Annotated in this window: 18 protein-coding genes; 3 read left to right on the forward strand and 15 right to left on the reverse strand. The window is 69.9% G+C overall.

The window, feature by feature from the left end; translation table 11 throughout:
• The first annotated feature begins 39 nt into the window (after positions 1-39).
• Complete coding sequence (locus MYMAC_RS32045; RefSeq protein WP_095960813.1) at positions 40-2,097, forward strand: MopE-related protein; 2,058 nt, start codon at positions 40-42, stop codon at positions 2,095-2,097.
• Positions 2,098-2,103: 6 nt separating this feature from the next.
• Here MYMAC_RS32045 and MYMAC_RS32050 read toward each other — a convergent pair whose 3' ends face one another.
• From MYMAC_RS32050 to MYMAC_RS32090, 9 genes are all read right to left on the reverse strand, one after another.
• A complete protein-coding gene (locus tag MYMAC_RS32050; RefSeq protein ID WP_013937697.1) occupies positions 2,104-2,871 on the reverse strand; it encodes a methyltransferase domain-containing protein in 768 nt (255 codons plus the stop codon).
• A 168-nt stretch (positions 2,872-3,039) separates the two neighbouring features.
• Positions 3,040-3,804, reverse strand: coding sequence for a hypothetical protein (locus MYMAC_RS32055; protein WP_239989143.1), 765 nt, complete (start codon positions 3,802-3,804; stop codon positions 3,040-3,042).
• A gap of 151 nt (positions 3,805-3,955) precedes the next feature.
• Entirely contained in the window at positions 3,956-4,711 is a 756-nt protein-coding gene (locus tag MYMAC_RS32060) for an ABC transporter ATP-binding protein (protein ID WP_013937695.1), read from the reverse strand.
• Complete coding sequence (locus tag MYMAC_RS32065) at positions 4,708-5,571, reverse strand: ABC transporter ATP-binding protein (RefSeq protein ID WP_204817870.1); 864 nt, start codon at positions 5,569-5,571, stop codon at positions 4,708-4,710. The genes MYMAC_RS32060 and MYMAC_RS32065 overlap by 4 nt, the downstream gene beginning before the upstream one ends.
• Positions 5,572-5,588: 17 nt before the next feature.
• On the reverse strand, positions 5,589-6,653 hold the full coding sequence (locus MYMAC_RS32070; protein WP_095960815.1) for a branched-chain amino acid ABC transporter permease: 1,065 nt from the start codon (positions 6,651-6,653) through the stop codon (positions 5,589-5,591).
• Positions 6,653-7,573 (reverse strand): branched-chain amino acid ABC transporter permease, encoded by a 921-nt coding sequence (locus MYMAC_RS32075; protein WP_013937692.1) that lies wholly within the window; start codon positions 7,571-7,573, stop codon positions 6,653-6,655. Before MYMAC_RS32075 ends, MYMAC_RS32070 begins: the two co-directional genes overlap by 1 nt.
• Positions 7,573-8,769, reverse strand: coding sequence for an ABC transporter substrate-binding protein (locus MYMAC_RS32080; RefSeq protein ID WP_043710199.1), 1,197 nt, complete (start codon positions 8,767-8,769; stop codon positions 7,573-7,575). Before MYMAC_RS32080 ends, MYMAC_RS32075 begins: the two co-directional genes overlap by 1 nt.
• Positions 8,770-8,892: 123 nt before the next feature.
• Entirely contained in the window at positions 8,893-9,612 is a 720-nt protein-coding gene (locus MYMAC_RS32085) for a YsnF/AvaK domain-containing protein (protein WP_013937690.1), read from the reverse strand.
• A 34-nt stretch (positions 9,613-9,646) separates the two neighbouring features.
• Positions 9,647-10,006, reverse strand: a complete 360-nt coding sequence (locus MYMAC_RS32090) for a hypothetical protein (RefSeq protein WP_239989144.1) — start codon at positions 10,004-10,006, stop codon at positions 9,647-9,649.
• Positions 10,007-10,344: 338 nt separating this feature from the next.
• Between MYMAC_RS32090 and MYMAC_RS32095 the strand changes: the two genes are divergently transcribed.
• Positions 10,345-11,235, forward strand: coding sequence for a YsnF/AvaK domain-containing protein (locus MYMAC_RS32095; protein ID WP_204817086.1), 891 nt, complete (start codon positions 10,345-10,347; stop codon positions 11,233-11,235).
• Between the two features lie 51 nt (positions 11,236-11,286).
• Here the strand turns inward: MYMAC_RS32095 and MYMAC_RS32100 are convergent, their stop codons facing one another.
• The 5 genes from MYMAC_RS32100 to MYMAC_RS32120 all read right to left on the reverse strand — a co-directional run bounded on the left by MYMAC_RS32100 (position 11,287) and on the right by MYMAC_RS32120 (position 16,571).
• Positions 11,287-12,732 (reverse strand): serine/threonine-protein kinase, encoded by a 1,446-nt coding sequence (locus MYMAC_RS32100; protein ID WP_239989145.1) that lies wholly within the window; start codon positions 12,730-12,732, stop codon positions 11,287-11,289.
• 118 nt (positions 12,733-12,850) lie between these two features.
• A complete protein-coding gene (locus MYMAC_RS32105) occupies positions 12,851-13,147 on the reverse strand; it encodes a hypothetical protein (RefSeq protein WP_013937686.1) in 297 nt (98 codons plus the stop codon).
• Positions 13,148-13,216: 69 nt separating this feature from the next.
• Complete coding sequence (gene dnaK / locus MYMAC_RS32110) at positions 13,217-15,040, reverse strand: molecular chaperone DnaK (RefSeq protein WP_013937685.1); 1,824 nt, start codon at positions 15,038-15,040, stop codon at positions 13,217-13,219.
• Between the two features lie 5 nt (positions 15,041-15,045).
• The gene (gene grpE / locus MYMAC_RS32115) at positions 15,046-15,963 is read right to left on the reverse strand and encodes a nucleotide exchange factor GrpE (RefSeq protein WP_095960819.1); all 918 of its coding nucleotides are present in this window, start codon (positions 15,961-15,963) and stop codon (positions 15,046-15,048) included.
• A gap of 92 nt (positions 15,964-16,055) precedes the next feature.
• The gene (locus tag MYMAC_RS32120; protein WP_095960820.1) at positions 16,056-16,571 is read right to left on the reverse strand and encodes a transcriptional regulator; all 516 of its coding nucleotides are present in this window, start codon (positions 16,569-16,571) and stop codon (positions 16,056-16,058) included.
• Positions 16,572-16,783: 212 nt separating this feature from the next.
• Here MYMAC_RS32120 and MYMAC_RS32125 point away from each other — a divergent pair, with 212 nt between their 5' ends.
• On the forward strand, positions 16,784-18,805 hold the full coding sequence (locus MYMAC_RS32125; protein WP_095960821.1) for a lamin tail domain-containing protein: 2,022 nt from the start codon (positions 16,784-16,786) through the stop codon (positions 18,803-18,805).
• A gap of 20 nt (positions 18,806-18,825) precedes the next feature.
• Here the strand turns inward: MYMAC_RS32125 and MYMAC_RS32130 are convergent, their stop codons facing one another.
• Positions 18,826-20,037, reverse strand: a complete 1,212-nt coding sequence (locus MYMAC_RS32130; RefSeq protein ID WP_095960822.1) for an ISAzo13 family transposase — start codon at positions 20,035-20,037, stop codon at positions 18,826-18,828.
• Positions 20,038-20,349: the final 312 nt, after the last annotated feature.

Raw genomic sequence — 20,349 nt, forward strand, 5'->3', positions numbered from 1 at the left:
GGATGCAGCGGCGGGGCACGGACGCGGTAGGATGGCCGCATGCGACGTGTTCTGGTGCTCCTCCCTCTCCTCGCGTTGGCTGGCTGTAAGAAGGACGAAAGCCCCGGCGCCGCCAAAGTCACCGTGGACTATTCGGGCTTCCTCCCTGGCTGCGTTCAGGTGAGCGCGCGGGACGAAGGCAGCGGCAAGGAGCTCTCCACCACGGTGGCCGGAAAGGGCGAGCGCACGGGCGGCTCGCTGACGGTCGCCGTGATTGCCCCCAGCGGCTGGGGCACGTCCATCCAGGTCGAGGCGCGCGCCTTCGAGCAGGGCTGTGACGCCCCCAATCCCGTGGTGACGCGCTCCTCGCCGGTGACGCTCACGCAGGGCACGTCGGTGCCCGTGACGCTGTCCCTGCAGGCGACGGACGGTGACGGTGACGGTTATGTGTCCGTGCTCACGGGCGGCACGGACTGCAACGACACCAACCCGGGCATCCACCCGGCCGCGACGGAGCTCTGCAACGACGTCGACGACAACTGCAACGACCAGCCGGACACGGTGGAGCTGCGCCTGGGCCAGAGCTGCCAGGAGAGCGAGGGCTGCGAGGGCGTCCGCGCGTGCGGTGGGAATGGCCAGGTCATCTGCAACGTGCCGCTGGCCGTGATGGCCTACCCCGACGTGGACGAGGACGGACACGGCGACCGGAACGCCGCCCCCATCGCCTTCTGCGCGGGTGTCCCGCAGGGCTACGTCGTGAGCCCCGCGGACGACTGCAACGACACCAACGCCAGCATCCGCCCGGGCGCGACGGAGCTGTGCAACGGCGTCGACGACAACTGCAACGACCAGATTGACGAGGCGTTCCCCGAGCTCGACACCGCGTGCAGCGCGGAGGCCCAGTGCGCCGGCGTCTATGTCTGCGACGGCTCGGGCATCGCGACGACCTGCCAGGCCACGCAGACGCCCACCAACTGGTACCTGGATGGTGACGGAGACGGCTTTGGCGATGGCACGGCCGCGTCGTCCTGTGTCTCGCCGGGGGCTGGGTACGTGAATGCCGGCGGCGACTGCAACGACGGCAACCCGTTCACCTACCCTGGCGCGACGGAGATTTGCGACGGCCTGGACAACGACTGCGACACAGCGCCTGAAGGCCCCGGCGTGTGCCCGGGCGAAGCGGGCGCGTGGGTGTCACGCGACGTGGGCGCGAGCAACCAGGAGTGGCGCTCCATCTTCACCGAGCTCCCCGGCGATGTGGTTGCCGTGGGGAATCAGGGTGGCACGGCGGTGCTTACACCGGGTTCATCCACGTTCCAGACCAATGCGCAGAACTGTGGCAACGCCAGCCGAGGCTGGAGCGCCGTCTGGGCGGACATGGCAAACCAGGGCCGCCTCTACATGGGCTCATCGGATGGCCACCTCACCTTCCTGGACAGGACTCAGAACGCCTGCTCCGAGACACACGACATCCTGCGACGGGTGAAAGGGCTTGTCGGATTCCGACACGAAGGGGTCCTGGAGGTTCATGGAGTCACTGAGACCTCCGGCTCGACTGATCAGGGACTGACGTTCAGATGGACGGGAGGTTCCGGCCACAACGCGTTGGTGTTTGGCAGCAACACCGTCAGACATCTATTCGACGTCCATGGCCGCTCACGTGCCGTGCTGTTCGCCGTAGGTGGCACCGAATCGGGAAACAGCAGAGGGCGCATCTACCGGTTCAACCCAACGACGCTGCAGTGGGATTCGGAGGGCCTTGAGAACGTTTCTGACATGGGCCGCTTCCGCGGCGTCTGGGTGGTGAACGACACGCTCGCCTTCGCCGTGGGCGAAAGACAAGCCAGTGCGAACCCCGTGTTTCAGTGGAACGGTGACGAATGGACCCGGATGACCCTTCCCAATACGCCCAATGAATCACTGACCTCCATCGTGGCCTTCGGCGCGAAGTCGATCTACGCGACCGCGCAGAACGGCCGCGTCTACCGCTACGACGGCAGCGAGTGGCAGGTCGTCTTCGAGGTCCCGGGCGCGGTCTTCAACGACATCGCCGGCACCAGCCCCGCGGACCTCTGGGTGGCAGGCAACGACGGCAAGCTCTACCACTGGCCCCAGTAACCCGCCTCACGTCACCCGCCGCGCCACCACGAAGCGGCGGGTGAACGGGAACGGCGTCCCGTACGGCTGCGCGGGGTAGGACTCGCGCAGCAACGGGCGCAGCGTCTCCACGAAGTCGCGCGACGCCTCCGGCCCCAGCGCGGCGAGCACGGGCCGCAGCGTCGTCCCCAGCAGCCACGCCAGCACCGCGTCCTCGCCCGGGAGCACGTGCAGGTACGTCGTCTCCCAGGCCTCCACCGTCAGCCCCAGGCCGAACAGCCAGGACGCATACACGGGCAGGGCCTCCACCGGCCGCCGCCGCACCGGCTTCAGCACGGAAGCGAAGCGCGGCAGGGCCCGGACCTCATCGACGCGCCGGTGCGACGGCGCCTCGAAGTTGGCCGGCACCTGGAAGGCCAGCACGCCACCCGGCGCCAGCTTCGCCACCAGCCGCCCGAGCAGCGCCTCGTGGTCCGGCAGCCAGTGCAGCGCCGCGTTGGAGACGAGCACGTCCAGCAGCGCGGGAGCCCTCCAATCCGCCAGGTCCGCCACCTCGAAGCGCGGGGACGCCAGCGCCGGGCCGCGGCGGGCCGCCTCGACCATCTCCGACGACGCGTCCACCCCATACACCTGGGCGGACGGCCAACGCCGGGCCAGCAGGCGCGTGAGGTCCCCGGTGCCACAGCCCAGGTCCGCGACCTGCGTGGGGGACTCCACGTCCACCCGCGCCAGCAAGTCGAAGAAGGGACGCTTTCGCTCGTCGCGGAAGCGTGAGTACTGCGCCGGGTCCCACATGGCGGCCTCCAGTCACCGGAGAGCCTGACGCCCAGGGTCCTTCAGCGCGGCGTCAGCAGGCCAGGGAACGCACGCCCCAGCCGCTCCGGCCCCCCGGCCACACCGGGGAGCACGGAGCCCGGCGGGCACACCCCCACGAAGGAGACGCGCCCCCGGGACGACAGCGGACTACTTGGCGCGGCGGCGAGCGCCCGCGTCCGGCGCGGTCCCCGCGTCCTCGCCACCCTCCACGGCGGCGCCGGTGCCATCGGCGGTGCCGGCGTCCGTGCCAGCGTCGGCGTCCGTGCCAGCGTCGGCGTCGGCGTCGGCGGACGCGCGCTCAATCTGCGGCGGCGGATTCACCAGCTTGAGCGAGTCCAGGAACTCGTCCGCGCCCGGCGCGCCGATGCCCGCGTTGTAGACGGTGATGAGGTTGTAGACGCGCGGCCCCACCAGGTAGCTGCGGCCCTTCACCTCGCCGGAGGGCGACGCCAGGACGTACGCCTTGCCCGGGTAGCCCTCCAGGGTGATGTCCTCGGAGCTCTTCAGCTCGCCCTGCACCTGCCCGGCGATGCCCTGGATGCCGCCGTTGATGAGCGCCTCGGCGGGGACCGTGGCCACGAAGGCCTCCGGGTAGTCCACCGCGTTGACGATGTAGCTGACGCCACCCTCGTTCGCCGCGTACGTGACGAGCGTCGCCTTGTCCGTGCGCTTCGGCAGCGCGGCCTCGCTGCGCTGCGCCTGCGGCGGGGGACCCGGCAGCTTCACGGTGAAGCCCTCGGGAGCGTCCAGGACGTTGAACGCAACGGCGGGAATCTCCTCCCCACCCTCGTTGGGAACCTCCTCGATGGTGGAGGTGGCTTCCTTCTGCTCCATCTTCTGCTGACCGGCGCACGCGGCGGCAATCAGCGAGATTGTGGCGAGGCTTGCGACAAGGCGGGACAACGGGGACATGGGCACACTTCCTGAGTGTGGTTGAACGCAGCGCGTCGACGGACGCTAGACGAACTTCCTGGTTGCTGACTACCCGACTTTGAAACGGGAGCCAGTTTCATTGCGCGCCGGACTCTACCGGAGCGTCGGCGAGAGGACGTAGCACCCCTGACTATTCGCCAAGATACGCACGCCGGACCTCCGCGCTCTCCAAGAGCGCCTTGCCCGGCCCCGCCATCACGACCTCGCCCGTCTCCAACACATAGCCGTAGTGGGCCGCGTTGAGCGCCAGGTGGGCGTTCTGCTCCACCAGCAGCACGCTCACGCCGGTGGCGTTCACCTCGCGCAGGGTGCGGAAGATGGCCTCCGTCACCTGCGGCGCCAGGCCCAGGGACGGCTCATCCAGCAGGAGGAGCTGCGGCTTGCTGAGCAGCGCGCGGGCAATGGCCAGCATCTGCTGCTCACCGCCCGACAGCGTGCCGGCCATCTGCTTGCGGCGCTCCTTGAGCACCGGGAACAGCGTGAAGCTCTTCTCCAGGTCCGCCTGGATGCCGGAGGTGTCCGTGCGCAGGTACGCGCCCAGCTCCAGGTTCTCCTGGACGGACATGTTGGGGAACACGCCCCGCCCCTCCGGCGCGTGCGCCATGCCGCGCGGCACCAGCTGGTGCGCCTTCATGGACGTGGTGTCGTTCCCGTTGAACAGGATGCGGCCAGCGCTGGGCTTGAGCATCCCGCTCACCGCGCGCAGGGTGCTCGTCTTCCCCGCGCCGTTCGCGCCGATGAGGGCCACCACCTCGCCCTTGCCCACCGTCAGGGACACGCCCCTGAGCGCCTGGATGGCGCCGTAGTGCACCTTGATGCCCTCCACCGACAACAGCGGCGGGAAGGCCTGGCGCTCGCCCAACGTCTTCACCTGCGCCTCGCTCACGCCGCCCCTCCGTGGCTCTCCAGGTAGCTGTCACCCAGGTAGGCTTCGATGACCTTCCGGTCGCTGCGCACCTGCGCCGGCGCGCCCCGGGCAATCGTCTCGCCGTGGTCCAGCACGGTGATGAACTCGCAGATGCCCATGACCAGCTTCATGTCGTGCTCAATCACCAGCACGCCAAGCTGGAAGTCATCCCGCAGCTTGCGGATGAGCACCATCAGGTCCGCCTTCTCGCGGGTGTTCATGCCGGCGGCGGGCTCGTCCAGCAGCAGCACCTTGGGCTGCGTGCCCAGCGCGCGCGCGATCTCCAGGCGGCGCTGCTCGCCGTAGGGCAGGTTGCGCGCCTCCTCGTCGCGGCGGTGCGACAGGCCCATGACCTCCAGCAGGTGCTCCGCCTGCCGCGTCAGCTCCCGCTCCTCCTGCTGGAAGCGCGGGGTGAGCAGCAGCGCCCGCCACCAGTCGCGGTAGTTGGTGAAGGCGCCCTTCACCTTCGCCCCCAGCCCCACGCCCTCCGGGTGCAGCGCGCCCTGCGCCCGGCACGCCACCTTCACGTTGTCCAACGCGGAGAGCGCGCGGAACAGGCGGATGTTCTGGAAGGTGCGCGCCAGCCCCAGGTGGTTGATTTGATGCGGCAGCCAGCCGTTCACCCGCTGCCCGCCCACGCGCACCTCGCCCCGCGTGGGCTGGTACACGCCGGTCAGCACGTTGAACGCCGTGGACTTGCCGGCGCCGTTGGGCCCGATGAGGCCCTGCAGGTCGCCCTGCCGCACGGTGAGGTTGAAGTCCGTCAGCGCCTTGAGGCCGCCGAACTGGATGCTCACCCCGTCCGCCTGGAGCAGCGGCGCTCCGGCCTCCGCCTTCATTGCCTGCACGGCCGCGCTCACGCCAGCCCCCTGCGCTTGCGCGGAATCCACCGCGGCAGCACATCCCAGAGTTCCTTCGTCCCGAACAGCCCCTGGGGCCGCGCCAGCATCAGCACCACCAGCAGCAGGCCGTACACGGGCATGCGAATCTGGTCCACCTTCTGCGCCAGGCTGCCCTCGGCGCCCAGCACGGTGAACAGCGAGCGCAGGCCCTCCGGCAGCAGCGTGAGGAAGGTGGCCGCGACGATGGCGCCCGTCGTGGAGCCCAGGCCGCCCAGCACCACCATCACGACGATCTCCATCGACTTCACGAAGGTGAAGGAGCCGGGGTTGATGATGGGCACGAAGTGCGCGAACAGCGCGCCCGCCACGCCCGCGAAGAACGAGGAGATGACGAAGGCGCGGACCTTGTAGCCCGTGGTGTCCACGCCCATGGCCTCGGCGGCCACCTCGTCCTCGCGGATGGCCCAGAGGCTGCGGCCGTGGCTGGAGCCGGTGATGCGCCGGGCCACCAGCACGGTGAGGAACACCCAGAAGTACACCATGGCCGGCGAGGACGTCTGCGGGATGCCGGACAGGCCCAGCGCCCGGCCGAAGGCGTCCGTGTTCTGCACCACCACGCGGATGATTTCGCCGAAGCCCAGCGTGACGATGGCCAGGTAGTCCCCGCGCAGCCGCAGCGAGGGCAGGCCCACCAGGAAGCCGCACAGCGCCGCGGCCAGGCCGCCCACCAGCAGCGCCACGACGAAGAACACCTGGTCGCTGACCGCCACCGGCAGGAAGGACAGCGCCACGTCCTTGAGGTTCAGCGACAGCACGCCGGAGATGTAGGCCCCCACCGCCATGAAGCCCGCATGGCCAATGGAGAACTGCCCCGTCATCCCGTTCACGATGTTGAGGCTGACCGCCAGGATGATGTTCACCCCCACCACCGACAGCAGGTAGGAGGCGAAGGGCGCGTCGCTCATCAGCCACTGGAACAGCGCCAGCGCCGGCAGCGCCACCAGCACCGGGAGCAGGCCGCGCAGCGACGCGGGGACGGCGGAGCGGGCCTCGGGGGCGGGAATCGCCGGAGTCTCCATCAGACCTTCTCCGCGGCGACGCGGCCGAAGAGGCCGCCCGGCTTCACCAGCAGCACCAGGATGAGGAAGCCGAAGGCCACCGCGTCACGCCAGGTGCTGGCCGCGTAGCCCACCACGAACTCCTCCACCAGCCCCAGCACCAGCCCCCCAATGACGGCGCCCGGCACGTGGCCGATGCCGCCAATCACCGCCGCCACGAAGGCCTTCAGGCCCACGTACAGGCCCATCAGCGGGCTCACCGACGTGTCCTTGATGGCGTAGAGCAGGCCGGCGCCCGCCGCCAGCGCGCTGCTCAGCATGAACGTCAGCGCGATGACGCGGTCGGTGGGGATGCCCATCAGCGCCGCCACGCGGTGGTCCCAGGACACCGCGCGCATCGCCCGGCCGAAGCGGGTGCGGAACACCAGGAACTGCAGGCCCACCATCAGCGCCACGGCGATGCCGAAGCTGATGACCTGCCAGTTCCACACCACCACGTCCCGGTCACCGATGACGAGCCACTCCACCGGCGCAATCACCTCCGGGAAGGCCCGCGGCGCCGCGCCCGGCAGGAAGCCGATGTCCAACTGGAAGCCATAGGACAGCGCGAAGGAGATGCCGATGGCGGTGATGAGCGCGGTGAGGCGCGGCTTCTCCCGCAGGGGGCGGTACGCGAAGCGCTCGATGAAGAACCCGAGCAGCGCGCAGCCCAGCATGGCCACCGCGAAGACGACGGCCACGCCCACGAGCGAGCTGCGCATGTCGCGCCCGAGCGCGAACGCGCTGGCGTAGCCCATGTAGACGCCGACCATCATGACGTCGCCGTGGGCGAAGTTGATGAGCTTCAGGACGCCGTACACCATCGTGTAGCCGAGCGCGACGAGCGCGTAGATGGTGCCGGCGGCCAGGCCGTTGATGAGGTGCTGGAGGAGCTGCGCCATTAGGGATTGATGGTCGTGACGTACTGCGTCTTGCCGTCCTCGACCTTGAGGACGACGGCGGACTTCACGGCGTTGCGCTGGGCATCCAGGGTGACGGTGCCCGCCACGCCCGGGAAGTCCTTCGTCTGCGCGATGGCGTCACGCACGGCCGGGCCGCTCAGGTCCTTGGCGCGCTCCAGGGCCGCCACCGCCACGCGGGCCGAGTCGTAGCCCAGCGCGGCCAGGGCGTCCGGCACCGCGCCGTAGGCGGCCTTGTAGTCCGCGATGAACTTCTGCACGCGGGGGTCCGGGTTGTCCGGCGAGTAGTGGTTGGAGAAGTAGCTGCCCTCGATGGCGCTGGCGCCCAGCTCGAAGAGCTTCTCGGAGTCCCAGCCGTCGCCGCCCATCAGCGGCACCTTCAGGCCCACCTCGCGCGCCTGGCGGGCGATGATGCCCACCTCGCTGTAGTAGCCCGGCACGTAGATGCCCTCCGGCTGCGACTTGCGGATGGCGGTGAGCTGGGCGCGGTAGTCGGTGTCACCCTGGCTGTAGCTCTCCACGGCCGTCACCTTGCCGCCCATCTCCGTGAACTTGCGCGTGAAGACCTCCGCCAGGCCAATGGAGTACGCGCTCTTGTTGTCCTGGAGCACCGCCACGTTGTTCAGCTTCAGGTTCTCCCGCGCGAACTTCGCCATCACGAAGCCCTGGAACGGGTCGATGAAGCAGACGCGGAAGATGTAGTCACCCTTCGCGGTGACGGTGGGGTTGGTGGAGGACGGCGTAATCATGGGCACGCCCGCCGCCTGCGCCTTCTCCGCCATGGCCAGCGAGTTGGACGACGCCACGTCCCCCAGGATGAGCGCGACCTTGTCCTGGGTGATGAGCCGCGTGGCGGCCTGGGCGGCCTCCTCGGGCTTGCTCTGGTTGTCGTAGACGCGAATGGCCAGCTTCTTGCCCTTCACGCCGCCCGCGGCGTTGGCCTCCTTGAGGGCCAGCTCGATGCCGTTGCGGGTGGAGATGCCGAACGTCGCCTGGCCGCCAGTGAGCGAGCCCACCTGCCCGAGCAGGATGGAGTTCGCGTCCACCGGCGCCGCCCCCTGCCCCTGCGGCGCGGCCTGCGGGCCTCCTTCACCGGAAGGAGCAGGCTGCGTCTTCTTCTCGCAAGCGGCCGCCATGACGGCGAGCGCGGCGAGGAGCATCGGGGCAAGTCGTCGCATGCAGGGCTTCCCTTCTCGGAAACTGACACGGCAAAGCCCCGGTTTTCTAGGGGACACCTCTCCATGGGTCAAGCGCGCAGCCGACCCGTGCCCCCATCACGCACCCGCTGTGCGGCGCGTCAGTCAGGAGTGCAGCCCGTCCACCGGGCCGTCGTGAAGCACCTCGCCCCGCTCCTCCACCTCGGCCGTCTCTTTCCGAACGGTGGCGTGGACCTGCCGGAGCACCTCGTCGGTGTACCGGGAAACCGCGACCTCCTGCCAGACATGCACCGTCTTGGAGACCTCCACCCGCTCCTCGCGCAGCGGGATGACGAAGGTGCCCGCCTCGAAGGGCACCAGCCCCTCCAGCACCGGCCGGGCGGACGCCACGGCCTCGGGCGGCAGCGGCCCCTCCGCGGCCACCGCCTGTTCGGACACCCGCTCCACCAGCAGCTCCTCGCGGCGCACCGGCACGGAGAAGTGCCGCACCTCCGTCCGCACCACCTTGTGGATGCGCACCTGCCCGGCCTCGCGCACCACGACGTGGGGATGCGCCTCCTCGCGGGCCAGGGGCACCACGAGCTCGCCGGGCGTCGCGAACTCGGCGGAGAGCACGGCCTCGGGGCGGCGGGCCTCCCCATGCGCCGCGTCCTCCTGCGTGGGGGACACCTCGTCCCGCGTCAACCCCAGGTGCACGTCGTCCCCGCGCACGTCCACCACGTCGCCGTAGCGCGCGGTGAAGGCCTTCCGCCGCAGGAGCCCGCCTTCGATGGTGAAGGACTCCCCGCCACAGCCCACCACGGTGCCCAACCGGGTCCCATCCGCCGTGAAGACCCGCATCCCTTCCCGTACGTCCGTGCGCATCGGAGGACTCCTCTCGTGTGGTGTGGTTCGTGGCTCACGCCCGGGTGGGCAGTCCAGGCTCGCTCCAGGGATGCTCCCGGCCATTCGGCCCGCGCCGGTGTGCTCGCAGCGGGGGAGGCGCCCTGTCCTCTCCCGGCGGCGCGGCGTCCGCGGGCGGAGGCGCGGGCACCAGGGCCAGGGCGGGAGGCGGCCGCGGCCGCGCGAGCCGGCTCGCCACCAGCGCGCCCAGCATGCCGGAGGCGCAGGCCACGCCCACCACGGGGCCGCGCAGGTCCGGCCGCAGCAGCCGGTGGAGGCCGCGCGCCACCAGGTGCGCCCCCACCCCCGCGACCGCGCCGCCCACCCACGAGTCACCCCTGCGCCACGGTGCCCAGGTTCCCTGCCTGCTCCTCATGACGTTCTCCCGTCGGGTGCTCGGGGCTTGGAGGCCCGGGCGCACCTCGCCAGAAGATGGGGTGGGCCGCGGCGCCCTGGGAAGCCCCGGCCGCCGTGCCCCGCTCCGCGCCGCCCGGGCAGCCGAAAGGACAGGCGGGCGTTCGGGCGGGCAGGCGCGTTGCCGAGCCGACTGGCACTGTGTCCTTGGCCCCTGTCACCTGGACGACGCGCTCACACCTTCCAAAGGACCGGGGTGGGAAACCCCAGGGCCTCGCGCACGCACGCGAGGCCTCCACCAGCACCGGGGCCCAGGGTGTGGCCAGCCAGTCCACCCGCCCCGGCCACGAGGAGCCAGCCATGTACCAGCGCAGCGACATCAAGGAAGGGATGGTTGTCCGCAGCATCGACGGCGAGAAGCTCGGCAAGGTCTTCGCGGTCGGCGAAGGGGAGTTCCACATCGAGAAGGGCCTCTTCTTCCCGAAGGACTACCTGGTCCGGTACTCGGAGGTCAGCCGCATCGACGGCTCGGAGATCATCCTCAGCCACGGCAAGGAGGCGCTGAGCCGGCTGACGGATGAGCGCCGCACGGACACCATCGCGGGCACCGGCGGCGGCGCGGGCGTGGGCCCGGGCGCGGTGGGCATGGGCGCCGAACGAGGCGAGGCCCGCACCCGCTCAGGCATGGACGCCACCACGGACACGGTGGGCCGCAAGGAGGCCTACGACACGCGCCTGGGCAGGGACGCCCGCGGCGGCACCGGCCTGGACGCGGACGCCGCGGCCCTGAGAGCGTCGGACACCGGCGTGGGCGCGCGCGGCATCCACGGCCGCGAGGAGGACGTCACCATCCCCCTGCACAAGGAGGAGGTGGACGTGCTCAAGCGGGACGTCCAGGCCGGTGAGGTCCGCGTCCACAAGGACGTGGTGGAGGAGGACCGGGAGCTGGACGTGCCGGTGCGCCGCGAGCGCGTCCGCGTGGAGCGCCGCGACGTCAGCCCGGGACGCCCGGCCATGAACGCCTCCTTCCAGGAGGAGACGGTCGTCGTCCCGCTGCGCGCCGAGGAGGTGGAGGTCCAGAAGCGCGCCGTCGTCGACGAGGAGGTCGTCATCCACAAGGACGAGGTGGACGAGGAGCGCCACATCTCCGAGCACGTGCGCCGGGAAGAGGTGGACGTGCGCACCGAGGGCGAGGAGCGCGCCCGCACGCTGAACGCGCCTTCGGACGACCCGCTCAAGCGCGGGTACTGAGCGCGCCGCGGACCGGCCCCTCCCTCCTCCCGGGAGGGGCCGCGCGTCCGGTCAGGGCGAGGCCTTCAGGTGCCGGGGGCGCATGATGGGTGTCTCGCCCCGGGCCTCCCCTTCCGAGAGGCGTGGCCCCGGGTGCGGGCCGTCCAGCTGCACGAACTCGCGGTGCCGGTCGGCGAAGTGCGCCGCCATCAGCCGCGCCAGCTCCGAGTCGCTCGCCGGACGGCAGGCGTCCGCCAGGCGGTCCGCCATCTCCCGCGCGCTACCGAAGCGCGCCTCCGGACGCTTGGCCAGCGCCGTCTCCAGCACCTTCCACACCGCCCGGGGGATTCGCGAAGGGCGCGGCGGCAGGGCCTCGTCACAGATGGCATGCATGGTGGCCAGCTCATCCGGCTTCTCGAAGGCCCGAGCGCCCGTGAGCGCCTGGTACAGCACCAGCCCCATGGCGAACAGGTCGCTGCGCGCGTCCAGCCTCATGCCCCGCGCCTGCTCGGGAGACATGTACAGCGGCTTGCCCTTCACGATGCCCGGCAGCGTCACCGTGCGCTGGGCGCGGGCCTTGGCCACGCCGAAGTCCAGCACCTTCACCCGCCCGTCGAACCCCACCATGAGGTTGTGCGGAGACAAGTCCCGGTGCACCAGCTCGAGCGGCGCGCCGTCCTCGCCTCGCAGCACGTGCGCCTCGTGCAGCCCCGCCAGGCCCTGACACACCACGCTCACCGCCTGCGCCGTCTCCAGCGGGCCCCGGGCGGCGCGGATGAGCCGCTCCAGGTCCACGCCCCGCACCAGCTCCATGGCGATGTAGTACGCGCCCTCCGCCTCGCCGAAGTCGTAGACGTGGACCAGGTTGGGGTGGGAGAGCCGCAGGCCGATGCGGGCCTCGTCCAGGAACTGCTGGACGATGGAGGGGTCCGAGGACAGGTGCGGGAGGATGCGCTTGAGCGCCACCAGCCGGCCCAGCCCCTCCGGGCCCCGGGTCCGCGCCACCAGCACCTGCGCCATGCCGCCGGTGCCCAGCGGCGTCACCACCTCATAGCGGCCGATGTGGCCCCGTGACGCCGGGGCGGCCTCCGCGGTGAGCGCGTCCAGCCGCGCCAGCGCGCCCTTGCCGTCCGTCAGCGCCAGGAAGCCCAGCACGGCGGTGTCGAGCTGCTCGCCGATGGCCTCCACCAGCTTCATCACCAACCCGCCGCCGCCGTCAAAGTTCCCCTCCACCACCAGCCCCAGGCCGCCCAGGTCCAGGCTGCCCAGCGCCAGGCGCGTGCAGAAGAGCGTCCGCCCGTCCTTCAGCTTGTGGACGCCTGGCCAGCGCACCGCCTCCTGGACGTCCACGCCGGGCTCGCCCAGCACGCGCGTCAGCACCGGGCCGCGCGTCCCCCGCAGGGACACGAAGCCGGCGCGCGCATGCACCAGCCGGGCACACTGCGTGAGGAACACGTCGACCCCGGAGTCCAGGTCCAGGCCGCGCTCCAGGCAGTCCTCCAGGATGACGTCGGCCATCCGGTGCACGGAGACCAGACCCCGGAGAAAAACGACCTCTTCCTCTAATGAGGGGAAATCCACGGGCGCATTCAACACCCGGGACGTCCCTTCCGGAAAGCCGGCGCCGCGCGGGGGACTACACGCGCTCCCGGTCCTTCAACGGCGACACGGCCGAAAGGTGCTCGGGCGTGCCGGAGCGGAGCGCCCGCGGCTGGGGGGCATCGATCAGCCCATGCGCCTCCAGCACGTGCTCCAGGTGCGCCACGCGCTCGCGGAGCATCCGGACGTCCATGCCGCCGTGCTGGGCCTCCTTCAGCCGGATGAAGGCCTCCACCAGGGGCTTGAGGGAGAAGCGGAGGGTGAGCCCGAACAGGGGCACCCCCACCACCATGGCGGTGATGAGGGACACGACGATGCCTTCGGTGACGTCCATGGGATGCGCTCCAGGTGGGGACTGCGCGGCGGACAGTCTACGCCGGAGCGCGGGAACGATTGCGAGCGCTCAGCTCGCCTGCCCCGTGTAGATGGCGTCCGCGATGCGGTAGGCGCTGCCCTCCAGGCGCTGGAAGGACTCCTTGAGGACCGCCACGTCGGAGGTGTTGAGGACCTCCTTGAGGCGCTCCAGGTCCGCCTTGATCTCCTCGCGGTCCTTCTCCGACAGGAGGCTGGCGTACTCCTCCAGGCTCTTCTCCGTCGTGTAGATGAGGCCGTCGGCGTTGTTGCGCAGCTCCGCCAGCTCCTTCTTCTTCTTGTCGTCGGAGGCGTGCGACTGCGCGTCGGAGATCATCGCCTGGATTTCGGCCTCGGACAGGCCGGAGTTGCTCACCACGCGCACCTGCTGGACCTTGCCGGTGCCCAGGTCCTTGGCGCTGACGTGGACGATGCCGTTGGCGTCGATGTCGAACGACACCTCGATCTGCGGCACGCCGCGCGGCGCCGGGGGGATGCCCACCAGCTCGAAGCGCGCCAGCGTCTTGTTGTCCGCCGCCATCTCGCGCTCGCCCTGGAGCACGTGCACGCTCACCAGCGGCTGGTTGTCCACCGCGGTGGAGAACACCTGGCTCTTCTTGCAGGGGATGGTGGTGTTCTTGTCGATGATCTTCGTGAAGACGCCGCCGGCCGTCTCCACGCCGAGCGACAGCGGCGTGACGTCCAGCAGGAGGACGTCCTTCACCTCGCCCTTGAGCACGCCGCCCTGGATGGCCGCGCCCACGGCGACGACCTCGTCCGGGTTGATGCCCTTGTGCGGCTCCCGGCCGAAGAACTCCTTCACCTTCGCCTGCACGCGCGGCATGCGCGTCATGCCGCCCACCAGCAGCACCTGGTTGATCTGCTGCGCGGCGATGCCCGCGTCCTTCAGGGCGATCTTGCACGGCTCGATGGTGCGGTCGATGAGGTCCGTCACCAGCGCCTCGAAGGTGGCGCGGTCCACCGTCTCCGTGAGGTGCTTGGGGCCGGAGGCATCCGCGGTGATGAAGGGCAGGTTCACCTCCGTCTCCGGCGCGCTGGACAGCTCGTGCTTGGCGCGCTCGGCGGCCTCCTTCAGGCGCTGGAGCGCCATGCGGTCCTTGCGCAGGTCCAGGCCGTTGTTGGCCTCCGCGAAGCGCTTGGCCAGGTAGTCGATGAGGCGCTGGTCGAAGTCCTCGCCGCCCAGGAAGGTGTCGCCGTTGGTGCTCTTGACCTCGAACACGCCGGCGTTGAGCTCCAGGATGGAGATATCGAAGGTGCCGCCGCCCAGGTCGTAGACGGCGATGCGCTCGGTGCCGCCCTCCTGGACCTTGTCCAGGCCGTAGGCCAGCGCGGCCGCGGTGGGCTCATTGATGATGCGCAGGACGTTGAGCCCGGCGATGCGGCCGGCGTCCTTGGTGGCCTGGCGCTGGCTGTCGTTGAAGTAGGCGGGGACGGTGATGACGGCCTCGGCCACCTGCTCACCGAGGTAGTCCTCCGCCGTCTGCTTCATCTTCATCAGGACGATGGCGGAGACCTCCGGCGGGCTGTAGCCCTTGCCGCGAATCTCCACCCACGCGTCGCCGTTGGGGCTGGAGGCCACCTTGAACGGGGACACGCCAATGGCCTTCTTGGCCTCGGGCGAGTCGAACTTGCGGCCGATGAGCCGCTTCGCCGCGAAGACGGTGTTCTCCGGGTTGGTGATGGCCTGCCGCTTGGCAATCTGCCCCACCAGGCGCTCGCCGGAGTCCGTGAAGCCCACCATGGAAGGCGTGGTCCGGCTGCCTTCGCTGTTGGGGATGACCACCGGCTCGCCGCCCTCCATGACGGCGACGCACGAGTTGGTCGTCCCAAGGTCGATTCCAATCACCTTGCCCATGTTGGTTACTGACTCCCCCCGGAAGAGTTCTCGGACTGCTCGGGCGCCGCGGGCGCCTCGGTGTCGGACGGCGTAGCGGATTCCGCGGCGGCCGGCGGCTCGGCGGCGGCCGGCGGCTCGGCGGCGGCCGGCGGCTCGGCGGCGGCGACCGGCTCCGCGGGCGCGCGCGCGACGACGACCATGGCCGGACGCACCAGCCGCTCGTTGAGGTAGAAGCCGCGGACGACCTCGTAGGACACGTGGCCGGCGGGGACGTCCGCCGTCTCCACCTGCTGGATGGCCTCGTGGATGCGCGGGTCGAAGGGCTGGCCCTTGGCGCTGAAGCCCTTCACGCCGTGGCGGCCCAGCGCGTCCTCGAAGGACTTGCGCGTCATGGCCACGCCCTTCTCGAAGCTCTCCAGGTCCGGTGATTTGGCCGCCGCGTCGAGCGCGCGGTCCAGGTTGTCCATCACCGGGAGCAGGTCCTTGAGCAGCCGCTCCGCGCCGAAGCGCTGGACCTCCTCCTTCTCCTTCTGCGCGCGCTTGCGGTAGTTCTCCAGGTCCGCGGCGTGACGCACGGTGCGCTCCTGCGCCTCCTTCGCGCGCTCGTGGGCCTCGCGCAGGCGCTCCATCGTCTCGCGGCCCTTGGCCTGGCTGAACTCGAGCTGGGCCTTGAGGGACTCCACCTCCTGGCGGAGCGCGGCCACGTCGTCGGACGGGGGCGCCTCGGCGGCGGGCGGTGGTGGGGAAGTAGTGTCTGCGGGGGACGGGGACGCGTCGGCCTCCACCGGGGCGGACGGGCCTGGCGCCCCCACCTCGATGACGGTCACCTCGTCCTCTTCGTCCATGTGACGCTCGACGCTGCGAACCGCCGCGTCGATGACGTCCTGCCCGATGTCTGTCTGGATTCTGCTCTTGTCGTTCGAGCCGGCCACGGCGCGCACTATCTCACGCACCGCGGGTCCCTCCAAATGGCGAGAAGGACAAAGGAAACCGGCCTGCCCCCAGGCAGGCGGGCTTCACGTCCAGCGGAACTTCACGCTCCGGCGGTGTTCTTGGAGGCGGGCTTCTTCGGGCGGCCAATCGTCTTCTTGGAACCCGAAACAGCCTTCTTGGCCGTCTTGGTGGCGGCGCCCTTGGCCGCGGCGGCGGGCTTCTTGCGGCCAATGGACTTGCCCCCGGCCTTCTTCGCGGCGGGGCGCGAGGCGCTGGCCTTGGGGGCCCTGGCCTCGGCCGCGGGCTCGGACGCCGGCTGGGCGGGGCGCGAGGGAGCGGCCTGCTTGTCGCCCTCCTCGTTCGTGAAGGCGCGCTCGACGGCGCCCTCGACCTGACGCACCGCGACTTCAATCTTCTCCGCGGCCACCTTGCTGGAGGCGGCGGCCCAGGTGCGGAGCTGCTCCAGGCCCTCCTTCACCTTGGCCTGGTTCTGGGGGTCCTTCACTTCCTTGAGGAGGCGCTGCGCCTCGCCGCGCAGGTCGTCGGTGGTGCGCTTGAGCTCGTCACCGGTGCGCTTGAGGAAGTCCATCAACTGCTTGTCCCACTTGTTGGCCATCTGCCGTGTCCTCCATGGGGCGGACCGCCCCCCCAATCCTCCACCATTCCACTCTACGTCTCCCCAGAAGCGCAAAGCCTTCCGGTGGTTCCCTGACTTGAAACACGCATGAGGGCGGTGGCCATTGCCTCGTGCATGCGGAAGTCGGCCAGGGGTAGAGTGCGCCCTTCGCGGGCTGTGTGCTTCGACGCCCGCGCTGGAGCCCGCCCGATATGTCGTTGATCCGAATGGCGGGGATGCTCGCCGTCCTCACCCTGCTGTGCGCCTGCGATGGACGTGGTTCGTCGACGGGTCCGACCCTGCCCGCGGTCGAGCTGTCCCCCACGACGGTGGGGCTCGACTACGAGGCCCGGTTCACCGCGTCCGGAGGCGAGCCTCCGCTGCGCTACTCGGTGTCTCCGCCTCCGCCGGGGTTCTCGTTCTACACGGGGGAAGGCCGGCTGCTGGGGCCCGGCACCGAGCCCGGTGACTACTCGCTCACGGTGACGGTGCGGGACGCGAACGGCCTGGAGAACGTCCGCACGTACACGCTGAAGCTCTGGGAGCGCCCCGAGGTCACCAGCGCCGCGCTGCCCGCGGCCACGGCGGGTGGCAGCTATGAGCACGTCCTGGCCGCCACGGGCGGGCGCCCGCCGCTGGAGTGGACGGTGGTGGAGGGTTCGCTGCCCACCGGCATCTCGCTCACCCCCGAGGGCATCCTGAATGGCCAGCCCCAGGGCGAGGGGACCTACCCGCTCACCCTGCGCGTCCAGGACGCCCACGGCGCCGAGGCCCAGGTGCAGCTCGGGCTCCAGGTGCTGGCGCCGGGACAGAACCCGGATGGAGGCCCGCCGGACGGGACCTTCCCGCTGTCGGTGGGGAACTGGAACATCGAGTGGTTCGGGGACCCGCTCAACGGCCCCGCCAACGACGACCTGCAGGTGACCAATGCCCAGGCTGTTCTCGCTGACGCGGGCGTGGACTTCTGGGGCCTGGCGGAGATCGTCAGCACGGCGCGGTTCAACGAGCTGAAGGCGCGGCTCCCTGGCTACGACGGCTTCCTCGCGGATGACAGCACGCGGGTGTCTTCGGGCACGTCGTATTACGACGCCGACGGCCAGAAGCTCGGCGTGCTGTTCAAGTCGGACGTGGTGGAGGTGCTGCAAGCGAATGTGGTGATGCTGAGCTCCAGCTACGATTTCGGTGGGCGTCCCCCGCTCCGGGTGGACCTGCGCATCCGCCGCGAGGATGGCAGCAGCGTGGACGTGACGGCGCTGATGCTCCACATGAAGGCCTATACGGGCGAGCAGGACTATGCGCGGCGGCAGTCCGCGGCCAGGGCGCTCAAGGACTACCTGGACCAGCGCCTGCCCACGCAGCGGGTCATGGTGATTGGCGACTGGAATGACGACGTGGACGTGTCCACCGCGACCAATCCGGCCACGGGCGGGAAGTTCGAGTCGCCGTACCAGAACTTCGTCAGCGACACGGCCAACTACGCGTTCACCACCGAGGCCCTGTCGCGAGCGGGCATCGGCAGCACCGCGAGCCGGAGCTCGTTCATCGACCACCAGCTCGTCTCGAATGAGCTGTGGGAGAGCTACATCCCCAACTCGACGCGGGTGATTCGGCCGGAGATCTCCGGCTACCGGAACAACACCTCCGACCACTACCCCATCGTCAGCCGCTACAACTTCGGCCAGCCGAGCACGGGCGGACCGGGGGATGGCGGGACGCAGCTCCCGGTGTTCATCAACGAGTACCTGCCGCAGACGCACAACGTCCCGGGGACGTCGACGCCGGACTATGACCAGCAGTTCGTCGAGCTGGTGAACACGGGCACCACGGCCGTGGACCTGGGCGGCTGGAAGATTCACGACGCCAACTCGTATGCGGGGAGCGACCCCGTGCGGCATGTGTTTCCGAGCGGGACGATGATTCAGCCGGGCAAGGCGTATGTCGTGTACTCGGGCCCGACGGCGGTGCCCACGGGCGTGACGAACGCCACGGCCGCGTCGGGAGGCGGGCTGTACTTCAACCGGGGCGTCAACGACGGCAGCAGCGGCGACACCGTGTACCTGGTGCGGCCGGACAACACCGTGCAGGACAGCGCGGGGTATCAGGACACGACTGTGGGTGTTTCCTACAACCGGAGCCCGGACGGGAGTTCCACCGGGACGTGGGTGCCGCATACGCAGTTGTCCGTCGGTGCTGAGGCTTCGCCTGGGTTGCGGGCCATCGGCGCGGAGTTTTGAGCTAAGGGCTTGATCAGAAATTACTTATCCATCCGGGGCTTGAGGACGTAGTTCCAGTCACCATGGAAGGTCGCGCGGACGAGGTGGAGTTCGTGCATGGCCTCCGGAGAGACGCTGACTCCTGTGCGGTAGCGCCGTCGGTCCAACCGTGCTTTCACCTTCAAGCCCTTGGTGTTGGTCGTGGTGCCGATGAGGTTCACCACCGTCTCGTAGTCCTCCAGGGGGCGGCCTCTCCAATTCAGGCTGATGTGGCTGAAGAGGCGATGCTCCACCTTGTTCCACTTGCTCGTACCGGGCGGGAAATGACAGACGCTGATGCAAAGCCCCGTCGCGTCCGCCAGCCGCTGCAGTTCGGCCTTCCAGACCCGGCTTCGCGCGCTGTTGCTGCCGCCCGAGTCCGCCGTCACCAGGAGTTCCTTCGCCTCGGGGTAGCGCGCATGGCCCATTTTGCGCCACCACGCGCCGAGGCTGTTGACGGCGAAGACGGGCGTGTCGTGGTCCACCCCCACCGACACCCAGGCGCTGTTGTCCCCGATGTCGTACACACCGTAGGGAATCGCCTTGCCCACCGCCGTGCCTGGGAAGTCATGCGTCAGGCTCAGCACCGGCGCCCCCGCCGGCTGCCATTCACGGCCTCCATTCTTGAACGCCCCCACCAACTCCTTCTTCTTCGTGTCCACCGAAACGGCGGGCTGTCCCCGAGCCTGGAACTCCTGCACCTGAGCGTTGATGTGCTCGAACTGGGCGTTGCGGTCCGGGTGCGACTCTCCCTCCAACGACTTGGAGATTGCCTGCAAGCTGTAGCCCTGGCTCTTGAGCAACTCGCCCACCTTCTGGGGGCTCACTTTGTAGCCGTGCTTCTCCAACTCCGCAGCCAGCATCCTCGTGCTCTTGCACGTCCAGCGCAGCGGCGACTCCGGGTCGCCCCGAGTCACCGGGTCCACCAGCGACTCCAGGGTTTCCGTCAACCCCGGCTGGGCCACCTCCACTGGCGGGCGCCCAGCGCCCTTGCGCCGCACCCGCACCAGTTCTCCTTCAGGCCTCTTCCCGCTCACCTCGTCGCGCCCCGCGCGCACCGTCATGCGCGCTAGGCCCGTCGCCCGGGCGACCGCTGTGACGCCGCCTCGTCCCAACGCGAGCGTCTCGGCGCCTGCCCAGCGGCGCGTCACCCGCTCATCCATGACGTCCCGGCGTGCCTGGTAGCGCTCCGCCACGGCCTTTTCCGCGTCCATACCCGGCCAACATGCTCGGTTGCTCGACCATTCCTCTATTGGGCTAACTAATATCCGGACAGGCCCTAACATGCACGGGAGAGGGGGCGGGCACCCGGAGGCAGGTCCCCATCTCCCTCCCCCTGCAAGGAAGTTTACGTCACATGACCTCCGAGCACATCCCCCTGCACGAGCCCCCCCGTCCCGTCCCCTGATAAGACCAACTCGGCGGTCATCCCAGCCTCAAGCTCCTGAAAGCAGCGGCCGTAAGCTCGTATCTGCTCGACACGAATCGAGACTGGCCGGTCCCCCGAACGAATGGACGGAGCATAG

Source organism: Corallococcus macrosporus DSM 14697, from assembly GCF_002305895.1.
GTDB lineage: Bacteria > Myxococcota > Myxococcia > Myxococcales > Myxococcaceae > Myxococcus > Myxococcus macrosporus.

Coding starts and splice junctions, on each gene's coding strand:
- MYMAC_RS32075 (WP_013937692.1), bottom strand. CDS start 7,573: ATGGCGCAGCTCCTCCAGCACCTCATCAACGGCCTGGCCGCCGGCACC.
- MYMAC_RS32045 (WP_095960813.1), top strand. CDS start 40: ATGCGACGTGTTCTGGTGCTCCTCCCTCTCCTCGCGTTGGCTGGCTGT.
- MYMAC_RS32055 (WP_239989143.1), bottom strand. CDS start 3,804: ATGTCCCCGTTGTCCCGCCTTGTCGCAAGCCTCGCCACAATCTCGCTG.
- MYMAC_RS32130 (WP_095960822.1), bottom strand. CDS start 20,037: ATGGACGCGGAAAAGGCCGTGGCGGAGCGCTACCAGGCACGCCGGGAC.
- MYMAC_RS32065 (WP_204817870.1), bottom strand. CDS start 5,571: ATGAAGGCGGAGGCCGGAGCGCCGCTGCTCCAGGCGGACGGGGTGAGC.
- MYMAC_RS32095 (WP_204817086.1), top strand. CDS start 10,345: ATGTACCAGCGCAGCGACATCAAGGAAGGGATGGTTGTCCGCAGCATC.
- MYMAC_RS32070 (WP_095960815.1), bottom strand. CDS start 6,653: ATGGAGACTCCGGCGATTCCCGCCCCCGAGGCCCGCTCCGCCGTCCCC.
- MYMAC_RS32085 (WP_013937690.1), bottom strand. CDS start 9,612: ATGCGCACGGACGTACGGGAAGGGATGCGGGTCTTCACGGCGGATGGG.
- MYMAC_RS32100 (WP_239989145.1), bottom strand. CDS start 12,732: ATGGCCGACGTCATCCTGGAGGACTGCCTGGAGCGCGGCCTGGACCTG.
- MYMAC_RS32080 (WP_043710199.1), bottom strand. CDS start 8,769: ATGCGACGACTTGCCCCGATGCTCCTCGCCGCGCTCGCCGTCATGGCG.
- MYMAC_RS32120 (WP_095960820.1), bottom strand. CDS start 16,571: ATGGCCAACAAGTGGGACAAGCAGTTGATGGACTTCCTCAAGCGCACC.
- MYMAC_RS32105 (WP_013937686.1), bottom strand. CDS start 13,147: ATGGACGTCACCGAAGGCATCGTCGTGTCCCTCATCACCGCCATGGTG.
- MYMAC_RS32090 (WP_239989144.1), bottom strand. CDS start 10,006: ATGAGGAGCAGGCAGGGAACCTGGGCACCGTGGCGCAGGGGTGACTCG.
- MYMAC_RS32050 (WP_013937697.1), bottom strand. CDS start 2,871: ATGTGGGACCCGGCGCAGTACTCACGCTTCCGCGACGAGCGAAAGCGT.
- dnaK (WP_013937685.1), bottom strand. CDS start 15,040: ATGGGCAAGGTGATTGGAATCGACCTTGGGACGACCAACTCGTGCGTC.
- MYMAC_RS32125 (WP_095960821.1), top strand. CDS start 16,784: ATGTCGTTGATCCGAATGGCGGGGATGCTCGCCGTCCTCACCCTGCTG.